The following is a 16,551-nucleotide window of genomic DNA, read 5'->3' on the forward strand; positions in this document are numbered from 1 at the left end:
AATTCAAGAGAACACGAAGCAATGAACCAAAGAAGACCAGGATGATCATGCCGGGAAACAGCAGTTCCGGCAGAAATCTGCGGTCTTCTTTTTGTGAAAATAACCTTGCGCGAAGAAGAGGAATAGTCTATACTATAGAGAAACGAGTGTTTGGAAAAATGAGGAGAAAGAGGAGCAGATTATGAAACTTACAACAGTAAAAGAGATTTACAGAGAACGGGAGAAATACCTGGACCAGGAGATTACTGTAGGCGGCTGGGTACGAAGCGTTCGTGATTCCAAGACTTTTGGATTTGTTGTTCTCCATGATGGAACATATTTTGAGACCCTTCAGGTCGTTTACCACGATACAATGGATAATTTTGCTGAGATTTCCAAACTGAATGTAGGCGCAGCAATTATTGTAAAAGGAACTCTGGTAGCTACACCTCAGGCGAAGCAGCCATTCGAGATCCAGGCCACAGAAATTTCAGTAGAGGGCGCTTCCGCACCGGATTATCCTCTTCAGAAGAAACGTCACAGCCTTGAATACTTAAGAACGATCACACACCTTCGTTCCAGAACAAATACCTTCCAGGCTGTGTTCCGTGTACGTTCCCTTTGTGCATATGCAATCCATAAGTTCTTCCAGGAGAGAGGATTTGTCTATGTACACACACCGCTTATCACAGGAAGCGACTGTGAGGGTGCTGGAGAGATGTTCCAGGTTACGACTATGGATCTGAATAACATCCCTACCGATGAGAAGGGAAACATCGATTATTCCAAGGACTTCTTCGGCAAGGAGACCAACCTGACAGTAAGCGGTCAGCTGAACTGCGAGACCTTTGCACAGGCATTCCGCAATGTATACACATTCGGACCTACATTCCGTGCAGAGAACTCCAACACCACACGTCATGCAGCTGAGTTCTGGATGATCGAGCCAGAGTGTGCATTCGCTGACCTCGAGGATAACATGAACCTTGCAGAGTCCATGCTGAAATATGTGATCCGCTATGTACTTGAGAATGCTCCAGAAGAGATGAACTTCTTCAATTCCTTCGTAGACAAGGGACTTCTGGACCGTCTGAACCATGTTGCCAACTCTGAGTTCGGACGTGTTACCTACACAGAGGCAATCAAGCTTCTTGAGAAAAACAACGATAAGTTTGACTACAAGGTATCCTGGGGATGTGACCTGCAGACAGAGCATGAGCGCTATCTGACCGAGCAGATCTTTAAGAAACCGATTTTCGTTACAGACTATCCGAAGGAAATCAAAGCATTCTACATGAAGATGAACGAGGATGGAAAGACAGTAGCTGCCATGGACTGCCTTGTTCCTGGAATCGGTGAGATTATCGGAGGAAGCCAGAGAGAGGACGACTACGGCAAACTGAAAGCACGTATGGATGAGCTTGGACTGAAAGAAGAGGATTATGATTTCTATCTTGATCTTCGTAAATATGGTTCCACACGCCATTCCGGATACGGCCTTGGCTTTGAGCGTTGCGTTATGTATCTGACAGGAATGGGCAACATCCGCGACGTAATCCCGTTCCCGAGAACAGTTAACAACTGCGATTTATAAAATGAGGTAGAAGAATGAGATTTATTCATCTTGCAGACGTAAATCTTGGGGCAGTCCCTGACAGAGGCTGCCCGTGGAGCGAGAAGCGGGAGAATGAAATCTGGGAAACATTCCGCCGGGTTATTACGGGTATCCGTGAGAATCCGGTGGATTTGTTATTTATAGCCGGAGATCTGTTTCACCGCCAGCCCCTTTTAAGCGAACTGAAGGAAGTCAATGAACTGTTTGCATCCATCCCGAAAACCAGGGTTTATCTTATGGCTGGGGATCAGGATTACATGAAAATAGACTCTTTTTACAGAACCTTTTCCTGGGCTTCCAATGTTGTGTTTTTTGCAAAAGAGAAGGTTGCCTGTGTGAAGGATGAGAAGCTGGATGTGTATGTATATGGCATGAGCTACGAGCATCCCGTAATCACAGAGGATCTGTATGCTGGCATCCGTCCGGAAAATAAGGAAGGAATCCATATCCTTCTGGCCCACGGCGGAGACCGTCAGCACTGTCCCCTTGATGCAGCGAAGCTTGCTGCCGCAGGCTTTGACTATGCTGCCCTGGGACACACGCATGCGCCTAGGGTTCTCATACGGGATAGAGCCCTTTACAGCGGTGCCCCGGAACCTCTTAAGCCAAATGATTTCGGAGAGCATGGATATATAGAAGGCCGGGCTGAGAATGGCAGAATAAAGACCAGCTTTGTTCCATTTTCCATGCGGACCTACCAGCAGCTTCTTTTGAATGTGAATACCGAAAGCACACAGCTTTCCCTTGAGGATAACCTGAAAGAAGAGCTCTTTAAAAGAGGCGGTCTGAATATCTACCGCGTGATCCTTCAGGGAAAAAGAAAGCCCGAGCTTCTTCTGATCCCCGAGCGTCTGAAAGCTTTTGGAAATATCACGGAGGTTCTGGATGAGACGGTTCCTGCCTATGATCTGGAAGCTTTGCAGCGGCAGTATGCAGGTACCCTGATCGGTGACTACATCAGCTATTTCCAGGGGAAAAACAGGAACACAGTGGAAGAGAAGGCCATGTATTACGGCCTTCAGGCTTTGCTGGAAACAAGCGTATGAACAGAGGAACACATAAATGATCTTAAATCGCATAACAATCAATAATTTTGGTGCCATTTATAACCGTACAATGGAATTTGCTCCTGGATTGAACCTGATCTGTGCTGAAGAAGAACGAGAAATCCTTTTTGATTTTATCAAAATCATGTTTTTCGGATTTTCAGACCCGTATGGAAAAGGCTGTGAAAACGATCTTTATACCCGGTATCAGCCAGAACAAGGCCAGGAATACGGTGGAATTCTCTGGTTTGAGGACCATGGGAAAAATTACCGCCTGACTCGTGATTTTGGAAAAGAGACCTACGTCTGCCAGCTTTTCTGCCAGGAGAACGAGAATGTTCTGGAACTAGGCTCAGACACTCCTGCCCACTTGATTTTTGGAAAGCTCAGTGAGAAATTATATGAGAATGCAGCAGATGTAAAAGCCCTGAAGGGCACTTCCGCCGCGGATTTTGCAAGAGAGCTTCACAATTATCTGGGCGCTCTGGAGAAATCCTGGGACAGCAGCATGCAGCTTGGCAGAGCGGACCAGATGCTGAAGATGTGGAGAAAGGGCTATTTAAGCCAGAAGGAGCGCTGGCAGAAGGACGTACAGCGCCAGCAGGATAAAATGTCCGCCAGACTGGAAGAACTGGAATCCCAGTTAGATGAGCTCCGGGACAGGAAAGGTCAGGTTGCACAGCAGCAGACAGAAATCTATTCTTCTGCCAGCAGGGAAGAGGAGACTCTTCTGGGCGAGCAGATCCGTACAACGGAAAAGAAAAATCTGGAGATGATTGCAGTTGCTGTAATCGCAGCTGTGGTTGGAATTGTAGGTCTTGTGGGACACTTCCAGATGGGAGATGAAATGTCCAGAGTTGGAATGGATGTTTGCGTGGCTGCCGCTGTGATTGCCATCATCTACTCTTTTTCCGTGAGGAGAAGGCTGCGCAGCGAACTTGCAAAGCAAAAGAAGAAAAAAGCCCGCATGCAGGTTCATCAGGACAAGCTGAAATTCAGTCAGGAGGATCTTGATGAAAATTATAATGAGATGCTGACTGCTTTTACCAATATTCAGAAGGATTACCAGGAATACGAGACGGAGACGGCACTGCCAAGGTCTGAGGATCTTGAGATCCAGGCGCTGAATCTTGCAATGGAGACCATCGGGACGCTGTCCGGGGATATTTACAGGGAGAGCGGCAGGAAGATCCGCATACGTGCTTCCAGAATCTTAAGAGAGCTGACGGATGGTAAATTCATAGAAGTTTTCCGCGACAACCAGCAGCACATTATGCTCGATACGGAACAGGGTCAGGCAGAACTGGGGAAATTCAGCCTGGCTGATATGAAGCTGGTTTACTTCGCCATCCGTATGGCAGCAGGAGAGCTGCTTGCTGCGAAGACCACACTGCCTGTAATGCTGGATGATCTCTGGAGCGGCTGCCCGGAAGAACAAATACTGTCCGCTCTTAAATGGCTGAAAAAACAGCCAGGACAGATATTTATAAGAACCGACAATGCTAAAATCACAGAACTTCTAGAGCACATTGAATATACGAAAATGTGACAGGAAACAAAGCCTTTCCCGTTTCCGTCACGAAAAATAAGGCTGAGGCTTTATCACTATCTGATAAAACTTCAGCCTTAAACGATTTCAAATCTAATTATCTCTTACGATATCAGAAACCAAATCCCCGTTGCTCCTGACATAACAGCTTATTTCTCATACTGAGCCATATAATTTTTTACGCAGCGCTTAATTCGGTCAACCGGGTTCAGCAGATGGCTGACAGACATATCATGATTCAGGGTATCAATGATCAGCGCAATATATTTGCTCATATCGCAGGAGATATAATACGGCTTCGCAAGCAGCTCCTCCGGCTGGTAAACCAGGTTAGTGGTAAGAAGTTTGTCAAATACCCCTGCCTCATGTGCCTCGTCAAATTTCTTAAGGCTGTCGGTAAACAGTCCAAATGTGGAGCACAGATAAATTTTGCCTGCACCTCTTTCTTTCAGAAGAGAAGCAATCTTCAGAATAGTCTCGCCAGAAGAAATCATATCGTCGATGAGAATCAGATCTTTGCCTGCTACATTTGGTCCAAGGAATTCATAAGCGGCGATAGGATGTCTGCCGTCTACATTCTTGGAATAGTCAAGGCGCTTGTAGTACATACCCATATCGACTCCAAGGATATTGGCAAGATAAATAGCACGGTTCATGCTTCCCTCATCCGGGCTGATGATCATAAAGTGCTCATTGTCAATGTGAAGTCCCTGCTCGTTCTTCAGAAGAGCTTTGATAAACTGGTAAGACGGATGCACAGTCTCAAATCCGTGAAGCGGTGTAGCGTTCTGGATCTGCGGGTCATGTGCATCGAAGGTGATGATGTTCTCCACACCCATATTGATAAGTTCATGGAGGGAAGTAGCACAGTCAAGTGACTCTCTTCCGATACGCTTGCTCTGGCGTCCCTCATAGAGATAAGGCATGATTACGTTTACACGGCGGGCCTTGCCTCCGATTGCTGCAATTACACGCTTCAGATCCTGATAATGATCGTCAGGAGACATCAGGTTGGTGTATTTGCCGATGGGGTAAGAGATATTGTAATTGCATACATCTACAAGAACATAAATATCGTCGCCTCGCACAGACTCGGTAACAACGCATTTGCCCTCGCCGGAGCCAAATCTTGGGTTCTGAACCTTTACCACATAGGAATCTCTTTTGTATCCTTCAAAGGCGAAAGAATCTGTTTCTGAATGCTCACGTTCCTTACGCCACTGTACAAGCCATTCGTCCACCTTCTGTCCTAAACTCTTGCAGCTTTCCAAAGGAACTAATCCCAGCCTTCCGACGGGAAGTGTAGTCAATTCTTCTTGTGCCATTCTTTACTTTCCTCCTAAAAAAATTTTCTGAATGCGGATGTCCTTTCCCACAAGTTTGGTCATGCGGTAATTGCTGGCAATGCGGGAAAAGGTTCTCTCAGAATACGTAGCTGAGAAATCTTCCAGTTTCAGGTTTGTGGAAATAATCGTGGATTTTTTGCGCATGATCCGCTCATTGATGCACAGGAAAAGCTGTGAGGATACAAAGCTGTTGGTCAGCTCCGTTCCAAGGTCATCAATGATCAGCAGGTCACAGTCAAAAATCAGTTCATCATCGGGAGTATCATTCTTCCTGGAAAATGCAGAGCCCGCAAGAAAATCAAAAAGATCAAATGCGGAAAAATACAGCACGCAGTGTGCACTCTCCAGAAGCTCATGCGCAATACAGTGGGAAAGAAAGGTCTTGCCCACACCGGTATCGCCGTAGAAAAACAGATTCTCAAAGGTATTGTCAAAGCCAGCAACAAAGTCCTTCGCAAGATTGTAAGCACGGCGGGCGGTCTCGCGTTCTGTGAGCCCCGTTGAATCATTTGTTATTGTATCAGAATAAAAGGCAAATGAAAAGTGGTCAAAGTTCTCTTTTTCAAGAATTTCTTTCAAATTTGACTGGGTATACAGAAGTTCGATCTCTGCTTTTTTGAAACAGGAGCATTTCTGGCTGCCTACATATCCCGTATCCTGGCAGATGGGACAGGTGCAGGGCATCTCCAGATAATCCGCCGGATAGCCAGAAGAAAGCAAAAGAGCAGTCCTCTCCTGGGAAAGAAGGGCGATATCATTGCGCAGATCATCGATGCCGCTCTCCTGGCGGTTGATCAGGGCACGGACCTTCCTTGCGCTTAAGGTGGCAACCTCCTCGTCAATCTCCCGAAGGCGGGGAATCTTCTCGTAGGCCTCTGCCTGGTGTTCCTCCTGAATGCGGCGGTTCTGGGCCTGTCTTCGATTATATTCACGCATAATGGTATCGTACTGGTAATTCTGTAAAGGCATGTAAATTTCTCCTTCTAGTTGGTGCTGTTATTCAGGAGCTTCTTCTCGTATTCTGCGAAATCGTAATCCCGCTGGTGGAAATTATTGAAGCGGTTGGTGGCCTTTGGCAGCGGAGCTGGTGTCTTGGCTGCCTTTTCCAGCTTGCGCTTCTGGTGCTGGGCATCCTGAAGGCGTACATCCTCCAGGGTACGGATCTTCTTCTTACTCCAGCTTTGCAGGATCTTGTCTGCATATGGGAAGCTGGGCTGTCCGGTCTGAAGAACCGTGCGGGAACAGGCCTCCTGGATCAGGTCCATGGTAAAGCCGTACTCTTTGGTCCAGGTGTTGATCAGGGCAATCTCTGTGTCGGCAGGATTGCGGTTGGTAATTCCCATGGCTTTGAGAACGGTGAAATATTCTTTGCTGTAGCGGGAGGTGGAATCCTTGGCCATTTCTACGGTTGTGATTCCCTCCTCCTTCCATGCCATGGCTACGGTCTCAATATAACGGATGCTGCGGTGATCCCGTCCCACACAGTACTCGATCAGATAATCAATAAGATCCACAGACATATGCAGCTCATCATAGAAAAACAGGATCTTGCGGGTCTCCGTAGGGGTAAGGGTCTTGCCCAGATACTGCTCCGCAATGTAAAGCAGCTGGACAATATCTTCGTTCTGCTTCAGCTCCTTCACCCGGTCCGGGGTAAGATGCCTGCTCTCGGAAAGGGGCTTGGAAGGAGCGGGTGAAGAGGAAGAAGATCCAGTTCTGTCAGGGACCGGGAATGCAGTGTCCTGTGATGAGACAGCAGCCGCATTCTCTAAATTTGACAGAGGATTTTCCTGGACAGGGAAATCCTGCTCTGCATTTACAGAAATTTCATCTGCCTTGTTCCGCGGTGTCAGAAGTGTAATCCCCGTCAGCGCATTTCCTTCATATATAAGAGAAACCAGTTTCTCATTCTCCCAGTATTTCAGTGCACGGAGAATATCACCTTCTGTACAAAGCAGAGAATCTGCCATCTGGGAAAGCCCGAAGGCTTCCTGGGGGCTGCCAAGCATGCGCAGCAGATAAATATATACTTTTACAAATTCGCCGCCTGCTCTTGGCATAAAACGGTCGATAAAAACATTGGATAAAACAGTGACATCATTTGCCTCTGTACTATGTAACGTGATCATGTGATATTCTCCTTGCGGTTGTTGTCTGCATTATAGCACAACCTTTTTTAAAAGAGAATAGAATATTTTTCCGCCGGAATGTGTGTGGATTACAGTGTGGATAATGTGGATAATGTGGAAATCAAGTTGCGCATAATGTTTATGGGAAACCTGTAACCTCTTGAAAAATAAAGAAAAATAGCAATTCGTGTCGAACTCTGTCGTAATATTATGTTAAGTGGATTATGCACAAAAGAATCCACATGCAGCACAATGTGAAAATGTGCATAAGCATGTGGATAATGTGGATAACTAAAAAGAAGCTTGCAAATACAAGCTTCTTTTGATGTGGATAACATTTTTATATTTTATTGCTGGAACCGGCGAAATACCGTACAAATCTTATTTGCCAAGCAGCTGCTCCCCGATTTTCACAACATCTCCGGCACCCATTGTGATCAGCAGATCTCCAGGAGCGCAGTTGTTCAGAAGATAAGTCTCGATCTCGTCAAAGGTAGGGAAGTATTCGCATGGAGTACCCAGCTCTTTAATCTTCGCCTGAAGATCCTCGGAAGAAATTCCAAGAGTATCGGTTTCTCTTGCCGCATAAATGTCAGCCAGAACTACATGGTCAGCCAGGGTAAGTGCCTCGGCAAACTCTGGAAGAAGTGCCTTGGTACGAGTATAAGTGTGCGGCTGAAAAACGCACCACAGCTTCTTGTGGGGATAATTGTGTGCTGCGTTTAAGGTTGCCTGGATCTCTGTGGGATGATGTGCATAATCATCCACAATGGTAACGCCTGCCACTTCACCCTTGTACTGGAAACGGCGGTCTGTACCTGTGAAGCTTCCAAGTCCCTTCACGGTAACCTCGTCCGGGATCTGAAGAAGCTGTGCCAGTGCAATCGCAGCCAGTGCATTGGAAACATTGTGGCTGCCCGGAACCTTCAGATAGAAGCTTCCGGCTTTCTTACCATCCTTCATAACGGTGAAGGAAGCGTGACCGTATTTGTCATAGGTGATATCAGCAGCCTGATACTGTGCGTCGTGTTCCAGGCCGTATGTAATGACCTTGCAGGGAAGTCCTTCGATAATTTCCTCATAGCGAGGTGTGTCCGCATTGATGATCAGGGCTCCGTCAGATGGCAGCAGCTGGGCAAATTTGCGGAAGGAATGACGGATGTCGTCAATATCCTTGAAAAAGTCCAGATGGTCTGCGTCAATGTTCAGGATAATGCTGATCTTCGGGAAAAAGCTTAAAAAGCTGTTGGTATACTCGCAAGCCTCTGTGACAAAGGTCTCAGACTGTCCTACTCGGATATTTCCCCCGATGGACGGAAGGATTCCGCCAACGCTGATGGTAGGATCTGCGTCTGCCTCCAGAAGAATCTGGGAAATCATAGAGGTAGTGGTAGTTTTGCCATGAGTTCCGGAAACAGCGATCGGTGTGTCGTAGTTACGCATGATCTGTCCAAGAAGCTGGGCTCGGGTAAGCATAGGAATGCCTTTTTCCACTGCGCAGGCGTATTCCGGGTTGTCAGGATGGATGGCTGCAGTGTAAACCACAAGCTCTACATCGTCTGTAATATTGGAAGCGCGCTGTCCGTAAAAAATACGTGCACCCTTCTTCGTAAGAGAATCCGTAAGGGGGCTCTCCTTGGCATCAGAACCGGATACCTTGAACTCCTCACCCAGAAGGATCTCAGCAAGTCCGCTCATGCTGATTCCGCCAATACCGATAAAGTGAATATGAAGCGGTTTATGAAAGTCTATCTGATACATATTAATCTCCTCATAAAATGAATGTGACAGCTTCCCATAATGAGAAAACTGCGTTTTTATTTTCATTTATTATACCCCGAACCATGAAAAATGAAAAGTATTTCTTTCTTCCTGTACAAAATATCCAAAAGCAACAAGCCAAATTCGAATGCTGTCGAAAAAACATGTACAATAACGATAAAAAAAGTAAAATGAGACCAAAAAAATTGTAATAAATGTTCACTAAACAGGAGAAGTATGGTATAATGATAAATCATAACTACAACAAGAGGTGATAGCATGATTAAAAAAGAAATGATTGCCATGCTCTTAGCCGGCGGCCAAGGCAGCAGACTTGGGGTACTGACAGAAAAAGTGGCCAAACCAGCAGTAGCTTTTGGAGGAAAATACCGTATCATTGATTTTCCATTAAGTAACTGTATTAATTCAGGAATTGATACAGTAGGAGTTCTGACACAGTATCAGCCTCTGAGACTGAATACCCATATCGGTATCGGTGTTCCGTGGGACCTGGACAGAAATGAAGGCGGCGTAACCGTACTTCCACCTTACGAGAAGAGCACAAACAGCGAGTGGTACACAGGAACAGCCAATGCCATTTTCCAGAATATGGCGTATATGGAGCAGTACAATCCTGATTATGTGCTTATCCTTTCCGGAGATCATATATATAAGATGGATTACGAGGTTATGCTCGACTTCCATAAGGCGAACAAGGCAGATGTGACCATCGCCTGTATGCCGGTACCTATTGAGGAAGCCAGCCGTTTTGGTATCATGGTAACAGATGAGACCTTCCGCGTAACGGAATTTGAAGAGAAACCGGAGCATCCAAGCAGCAATCTTGCTTCCATGGGTATTTATATTTTCAGCTGGCCGGTTCTTAAAGAAGCTCTTTATGCATTGAAGGATCAGCAAAGCTGTGATTTTGGTAAACACATTCTTCCATACTGTAAGGAAAAGGGACAGCGTCTTTTTGCTTATGAGTACAACGGCTACTGGAAAGACGTAGGAACTCTTGGCTCCTACTGGGAAGCAAATATGGAGCTTATCGATATTATTCCGGAGTTCAATCTTTATGAGGAATTCTGGAAAATCTACACCAAAGGCGATATTATCCAGCCGCAGTATATTTCCGAGGAGGCTGTTCTGGACAGATGTCTGATCGGCGAGGGCTCTGAAATTTATGGCGAGATACATAATTCTGTAATCGGGCCGAACGTTGTAATCGGTAAAGGAAGCGTAATTAAGAATTCCATTATTATGCGAAATACAACCATCGGCGAGAATGTAGACATGGACAAGGCTATTGTAGCAGAGGATGTAACCATCGGCAATAACGTGGTTCTTGGCTGCGGCGAGGAAGCACCAAATGTGCTGAAGCCTGCTGTATATGCATTTGGCATTGCGACCATAGGAGAAGGCTCCGTGATTCCGGACAATGTTAAGATTGGAAAGAACACGGCGGTTTCCGGCGTGACCAAAGCGGAGGATTATCCGGAGGGCATTCTGGAAAGCGGACAGGTAATTGCAGCAAAGGACGGTGACAAAGCATGAGAGCGATTGGTATTATTTTAGCTGGCGGTAATAACAACCGCATGAGAGAATTATCAGATAAGAGGGCAATTGCAGCAATGCCGATTGCCGGAAGCTATAGAAGTATAGATTTTGCCCTTAGCAATATGGCAAACTCCCGCATCCAGAAGGTTGCAGTACTGACCCAGTACAATGCCCGTTCCCTGAATGAGCATTTAAGCTCCTCCAAGTGGTGGGATTTCGGAAGAAAGCAAGGCGGTCTTTTCGTATTTACACCTACTATCACCAAAGAAAACGGTTTCTGGTATCAGGGAACCGCAGATGCTATTTATCAGAACTTAAGTTTTTTGAAAAACAGCCATGAACCTTACGTTGTAATCGCTTCCGGTGACTGCGTTTACAAGATGGACTACAACAAGGTTCTGGAATATCACATTGCGAAACGCGCTGACATTACCGTTGTGTGCACCACATGCCCGGATCCGTCCGAGGTAGAGCGTTTCGGTGTTCTTCGCATGAATGAGGACTGCAGGATTGAGGAGTTCGAGGAGAAGCCTATGGTTTCCCCGTACAACACCATTTCCACAGGTATCTATGTGATCCGAAGAAGACAGCTGATCGAGCTTATCGAGAAAGCTGCCCAGGAAGGTCGCAATGATTTTGTAAAAGATATTCTCATTCGCTACAAGAATCTGAAGCGAATCTATGGCTACAAGATCGACAGCTACTGGAGCAATATTTCCACTGTGGAATCCTATTATAAGACCAACATGGATTTCCTGAAGCCGGAGATCCGCAACTATTTCTTCAAGCAGGAGCCTGGAATCAAGACCAAGATCGATGACCTTCCGCCAGCCAAATACAACCCTGGCGCAGTGGTGAAGAACAGTCTGATCTCCAGCGGCTGTATTGTAAACGGAGTGGTTGAGAATTCCGTTCTGTTTAAGGATGTATTTGTTGGAAACAACTGTGTAATTAAGAATTCCGTAATCCTGAACGATGTGTATCTGGGGGATAATACACATATCGAGAATTGTATCGTAGAGAGCAGGGATACCATCCGTGCCAACTCTTATTACAGCGGCGAAGGAGAAGTGAAGATCGTCGTAGAGAAAAACGAAAGATATACCTTATAATAAAAAAGACTTCAACCGCAGCAGAAGCGGTTGAGAGGAAAGGGGCAGCAAAAATGAACATTACAGACGTACGGGTGAGAAAGGTTGCGAAGGAGGGAAAGATGAAAGCCGTAGTTTCCATCACCATTGATGAAGAATTTGTAGTACATGACATCAAGGTGATTGAGGGCGAGAAGGGACTTTTCATCGCAATGCCAAGCCGCAAAGCAACCGATGGAGAATACCGGGATATTGCACATCCCATCAATTCTTCCACTCGTGACAAGATTCAGACGATCATTCTCGAGAAGTATCAGGAAGCTGCTGCTGAGGAAGCAGCGGTATAATACAAGAGGTTTTTACACCCCGCATTTCTGGGAGAAATCCAGGAGATGCGGGGATTTTTTTATGCTGTAAATGCACTTATGACATTTTGGAAAATTCTTAAATATTACACAATTGTTACGAAATTTAAATAAAGTGTTGCAATAATTACAAAGTGTGTTATACTAAACCTAGAAAAAAGATAATGAGGTGTTTACATATATGAGATTTAAGAAAGTTTTTGCGTTACTGTTGACAGGAATTATGAGCGTATCCGCACCTGCTTTTGTATATGCATCTTCCACAGAAGAGCAGCTTGCAGACGTACAGGCCCAGAAGGAAGCCGCACAGGCAGATCTGGCACAGGAGCAGGCCAATATGGCATCCCTGGAGAGCAAGAAGCAGGAGCTTGAGAGCTATCTGGCAGAGCTGAATGCGCAGTATACAGAGCTTACCAACAGCGTGTCCGAGCTTGGAATCCAGGCAGCAGAGAAAGAGGACGAGCTGAAAACTCTTCAGGCACAGCTTGAAGAGGCCAAGGCCACATCCGACAAGCAGTACGAGGATATGAAGAAGCGTATTGTTTACATGTATGAGAATGGCAGTGCATCTATGCTGGAGCTGCTTTTATCCTCTCAGGATCTGGCGCAGTTTTTGAACCGTGCCGAGAATATTGCACAGATTTCCCAGTATGACCGTGATATGCTGGACAAATATAAGAAGCTTCAGGCTGACATTAAGGCACAGGAAGAGCAGGCTGAGGAGGAAGCACAGTCCATCAATGACCTTCTTGCGGAGAAATCCGCCAAGCAGCAGGAGGTTCTGGTACTCACTGCTAATACAAACGACAATATCCAGTCCTACATTTATCAGATCAGTGCCAGCCAGGACGAAATTAGTGCTCTGAACGCACAGATCAGCAGTGCAGACAGCAGCATCTACAGTCTGATGCAGGCTGCTGAGGCGGAGCGTGCGGCAGAGGAAGCGGCAGCAGCGGCTGCTGTACAGGCAGAAAGTGCTTCTGAGGAAAATTACGATAGTGCAGAGGATAACAGTCAGTCTGAGTCTTCTGAGGAAGATTACAGTGAGGCAGATAACGGCTATAGCGATTACAGTGAATCCGACAGTGACTACACAGAATCCGATGATTCCTACAGCGATTATGAGGATTCCTCTGACGACTCTTACACAGCGTCTTCCGATAGTACAGATAATTCCGAAAGTATATCCGAGAGCGGAAGCAGCTCTTCCTCTCAGGGAACCTATCTTGGCAACTTTACTCTGACCGCATACTGCAACTGTGCACAGTGCTGCGGAACCGCCGGAAACCTTACCGCCAGCGGAACCGTTCCTACAGCAGGCAGAACCGTTGCCATGGCAGGCGTACCATTCGGAACCCAGCTTCTGATCAACGGAACTGTATACACCGTAGAGGATCTTGGAACCCCTTACGGCCACGTTGACATCTACTGCGGCAGCCACTCCGAAGCTCTTGCATTCGGACTGCAAAGCGCAGACGTCTACAGACTGAACTAGAGTCTGTTTGAAAAATCATTCCCGCAATCTGCACGCCCCACTTTGCGGTATATTTTGCCCGAATTCAGTTGCCGTAGCCCGCTACGGCACCCTCATCCGGACAAAATCTCCCACAAATTGTGACGCACATCTTGCAGAAAGCCTTTTGGGGGCACGCTCTAACACAACCCAAACAAGCTCCGCCAGGTGCGATATGTTTTTATCATTTGAAACATATAGCCTTGCGGGGCTTTTTTTATTTAGGCATTTTTTTGTATGCTTTTTTGAAAGAAGGTAAAAAGAGAAATATTGAATTATAAAATTTATTTTATATATTTTTAATATATTTTTTATTTCCAAAAAGCCCAGACTGTGCTAAGATAAACATAAAGCATATTTCTTTCAATTATCAAAGTGCGTTGGCACTATCTTGTATTATCTAAACACATTTCAGAAATCTATGCTTTTAATCCAAAAACATTTAAGAGCAGGAGATTTCGAAATAAGCGTGTTCAGGTCTCCCGGGAAAGGAGTACCTATTATGATGGAACTACAAGCTGGTAATGGATTGCAGGAGGAGCAGAGCATCTTCCCGGTAGCAAACAGGAAGTACAAGGATACTATTTTTCGAATGCTTTTTTCGGATAAGAAAAATCTGTTGTCATTGTATAATGCGTTGAACGGGAAAAATTACAGCGATTGTGACAAGCTGGAGATTGTAACATTGGAGAATGCCATATATATGAGTATGAAGAATGATCTGGCATTTATCCTGGATCTAGATTTATTTCTGTGGGAGCATCAATCTACGTACAATCCTAATATCCCGCTGCGTGATCTGATGTACATAGCCAAGGAATACGAGAAGTACATAAAAGAAAAAGGAATTTCTTTATACTCCAGCAGACAGCAGAAAATTCCCGCACCGCAGTTTATCGTATTCTACAACGGGAACCGTAAGATCGGAGAATGTATGGAACATCGCTTGTCCGATGCATATGAAACAGTCAGAGGAGAGCCTGCACTGGAGCTAAAAGTTCTGATAATTAACATTAATGAAGGTCACAACCAGAAACTGAAGGAAAGCTGCCAGATCCTGAAAGAATATGCCCAGTACGTATCAAAAGTAAGAACATACAAGAAAACGCTGAGTTTAAATGAAGCGGTAGAAAAAGCAGTGGAAGAATGCATTCGGGAAGGAATTCTGCGGGAATTTCTCCTAGCGAATAAAGCTGAGGTGGTTGCAATGAGTATATTTGAATACGACCGGGAATGGGAAGAAGAGATTTTACGAAAAGAAGAATTCGAGGCCGGGAGAGAATTAGGCGAGCAATTGGGGAAAGAGCTTGGGGAAAAACTCGGGAGAGAACTTGGAAAAGAAGAGGAACAGAAGAATACAGAAAAAGAGCGTAGGCGCGCTGATTCAGAAAAAATGCGTGCGGATAATACAGAAAGGGAGCTTTTGATTCTGAAAGAAAAACTGGCTTTGATGCAAGATAAGTAGAAACTGAAGTGTTTAGGTTTACAAACCAGGAAATCACAGTATTGTATGCTGTTGATTTCCTGGTTTTACTTTATGAAATACTGAACAATTTCAGAATTGTTGAAATAGAAATTTATATGTAGGTTTGAAATGATAGAATGGTGGTTGGAGTCATATTGACAAGGGCGGAAAAGGCATTGTAAGATGTAGTTATGAGAGTTGGGGGCAGAGAATTAAGATTGAGAAAAATATCGGCGTTTTCAAAAAATGTAAAAACCTATAGATTGTCTAATGTGTGTTCTGTATAGAAGCAGTTCAGATTGGAGGTATGAATGAAAATTTTATCAAAAAAACCATTTGTTGCAGATGGAGTTATGTTTATTCCTCTGGCATTTTTTCCGTTTGCTATGCCTCCAGTTAGCCTGAAAAATCCGGCGACAATATTTTGCTGTATTCTTTTAATGGGTGTTGTTATTTTCTCGATATTGCCACATTTAAGAATGGTAGAACTAAATCAAGAAGGGGGAAGCGTATCTTGGTTTGGAGTAAAAAGGAATTTTAAATGGAAAGAGCTCGAAGTGATTACTTATGGAGACATTGGGGTAGTAAGGGGGGAAAGTTGGGAAGGAATTTTTTTCTCTAATAAAGCATTGACTTCAAAAGGCAAACGAATGACGACAATCGAGAGAATTTATTTTTCCTTGAACATTTTTGATCAGTTTTTTGTTATTTTTAATGATGAAAAAGAGAAAGAACAAATTATGAATCAGTTGAAAGAATGGGGCGTGAATGTTATTATTGACACAGATTTTGCGCAAAGAAAAGAATATGAGCGTATACTGGAAGAAAAAACTAAAATGCGAGAAGAACGTAAAAGGCTTTATGAAGAGAGAAAGAAAAGAAAGCAATGATATGTAAAATTTAGAACGTATACGTCCAAGCTAGTGTAAATCAAAACCGCAGGGAATGGTTGGTATTTTCGACGAACCATTCCTTTTTTTATATCTTTAATATATTTTCTATTCCTAATGAGACCGGACTGTGCTAAAATAGAACAAGGTGGAGGTGTGCGCCAGTTCGGTGCCAAATATATAACTGGTGGGAATCCAGTCTGGTAAGACTTAGCAAGTCGCCAGTACCGAGTCCTTGGAGC

Annotated in this window: 13 protein-coding genes and 1 pseudogene; 10 read left to right on the forward strand and 4 right to left on the reverse strand. The window is 44.9% G+C overall.

What is annotated here, in order from left to right; genetic code table 11:
- Positions 1 to 181 precede the first annotated feature (181 nt).
- The 3 genes from asnS to OCV70_RS08850 are packed head-to-tail and all read left to right on the forward strand — an operon-like array spanning position 182 to position 4,189.
- Complete coding sequence (gene asnS, locus OCV70_RS08840; RefSeq protein ID WP_021925973.1) at positions 182 to 1,573, forward strand: asparagine--tRNA ligase; 1,392 nt, start codon at positions 182 to 184, stop codon at positions 1,571 to 1,573.
- Positions 1,574 to 1,587: 14 nt separating this feature from the next.
- Positions 1,588 to 2,640: a metallophosphoesterase family protein gene (locus OCV70_RS08845; protein WP_021925974.1), complete on the forward strand. Its 1,053-nt coding sequence runs from the start codon at positions 1,588 to 1,590 to the stop codon at positions 2,638 to 2,640.
- Positions 2,641 to 2,656: 16 nt separating this feature from the next.
- Positions 2,657 to 4,189 (forward strand): AAA family ATPase, encoded by a 1,533-nt coding sequence (locus OCV70_RS08850; protein ID WP_021925975.1) that lies wholly within the window; start codon positions 2,657 to 2,659, stop codon positions 4,187 to 4,189.
- A 149-nt stretch (positions 4,190 to 4,338) separates the two neighbouring features.
- Here the strand turns inward: OCV70_RS08850 and OCV70_RS08855 are convergent, their stop codons facing one another.
- The 4 genes from OCV70_RS08855 to murC form a co-directional block, all read right to left on the reverse strand.
- Positions 4,339 to 5,514, reverse strand: a complete 1,176-nt coding sequence (locus tag OCV70_RS08855; RefSeq protein ID WP_021925976.1) for a ribose-phosphate pyrophosphokinase — start codon at positions 5,512 to 5,514, stop codon at positions 4,339 to 4,341.
- Between the two features lie 3 nt (positions 5,515 to 5,517).
- Positions 5,518 to 6,504, reverse strand: coding sequence for an ATP-binding protein (locus tag OCV70_RS08860; protein ID WP_021925977.1), 987 nt, complete (start codon positions 6,502 to 6,504; stop codon positions 5,518 to 5,520).
- Between the two features lie 14 nt (positions 6,505 to 6,518).
- Positions 6,519 to 7,664, reverse strand: a complete 1,146-nt coding sequence (locus OCV70_RS08865) for a DnaD domain protein (protein WP_021925978.1) — start codon at positions 7,662 to 7,664, stop codon at positions 6,519 to 6,521.
- Between the two features lie 381 nt (positions 7,665 to 8,045).
- Positions 8,046 to 9,425, reverse strand: a complete 1,380-nt coding sequence (murC, locus tag OCV70_RS08870; RefSeq protein ID WP_262579632.1) for a UDP-N-acetylmuramate--L-alanine ligase — start codon at positions 9,423 to 9,425, stop codon at positions 8,046 to 8,048.
- Between the two features lie 279 nt (positions 9,426 to 9,704).
- On the opposite strand from murC, the gene OCV70_RS08875 reads away from it, so the two are divergent.
- The 7 genes and pseudogenes from OCV70_RS08875 to OCV70_RS08900 all read left to right on the forward strand — a co-directional run bounded on the left by OCV70_RS08875 (position 9,705) and on the right by OCV70_RS08900 (position 16,309).
- Positions 9,705 to 10,982, forward strand: a complete 1,278-nt coding sequence (locus OCV70_RS08875) for a glucose-1-phosphate adenylyltransferase (RefSeq protein WP_117854572.1) — start codon at positions 9,705 to 9,707, stop codon at positions 10,980 to 10,982.
- Complete coding sequence (glgD, locus tag OCV70_RS08880) at positions 10,979 to 12,097, forward strand: glucose-1-phosphate adenylyltransferase subunit GlgD (protein WP_021925981.1); 1,119 nt, start codon at positions 10,979 to 10,981, stop codon at positions 12,095 to 12,097. The genes OCV70_RS08875 and glgD overlap by 4 nt, the downstream gene beginning before the upstream one ends.
- Before the next feature lie 53 nt (positions 12,098 to 12,150).
- Positions 12,151 to 12,423: a septation regulator SpoVG gene (spoVG, locus tag OCV70_RS08885; protein ID WP_021925982.1), complete on the forward strand. Its 273-nt coding sequence runs from the start codon at positions 12,151 to 12,153 to the stop codon at positions 12,421 to 12,423.
- A 199-nt stretch (positions 12,424 to 12,622) separates the two neighbouring features.
- Complete coding sequence (locus tag OCV70_RS08890) at positions 12,623 to 13,936, forward strand: PcsB-like coiled-coil domain-containing protein (protein WP_117854570.1); 1,314 nt, start codon at positions 12,623 to 12,625, stop codon at positions 13,934 to 13,936.
- A gap of 67 nt (positions 13,937 to 14,003) precedes the next feature.
- Positions 14,004 to 14,213 (forward strand): annotated as a pseudogene (locus OCV70_RS19705) (DUF6783 domain-containing protein); the annotation flags it as partial.
- Positions 14,214 to 14,459: 246 nt separating this feature from the next.
- On the forward strand, positions 14,460 to 15,419 hold the full coding sequence (locus tag OCV70_RS08895) for an RpnC/YadD family protein (protein ID WP_416795308.1): 960 nt from the start codon (positions 14,460 to 14,462) through the stop codon (positions 15,417 to 15,419).
- A gap of 311 nt (positions 15,420 to 15,730) precedes the next feature.
- On the forward strand, positions 15,731 to 16,309 hold the full coding sequence (locus OCV70_RS08900; protein ID WP_117855421.1) for a hypothetical protein: 579 nt from the start codon (positions 15,731 to 15,733) through the stop codon (positions 16,307 to 16,309).
- The last annotated feature ends 242 nt before the right edge of the window (positions 16,310 to 16,551 follow it).

This window comes from Blautia acetigignens, from assembly GCF_025566865.1.
Taxonomy (GTDB): domain Bacteria; phylum Bacillota; class Clostridia; order Lachnospirales; family Lachnospiraceae; genus Blautia_A; species Blautia_A acetigignens.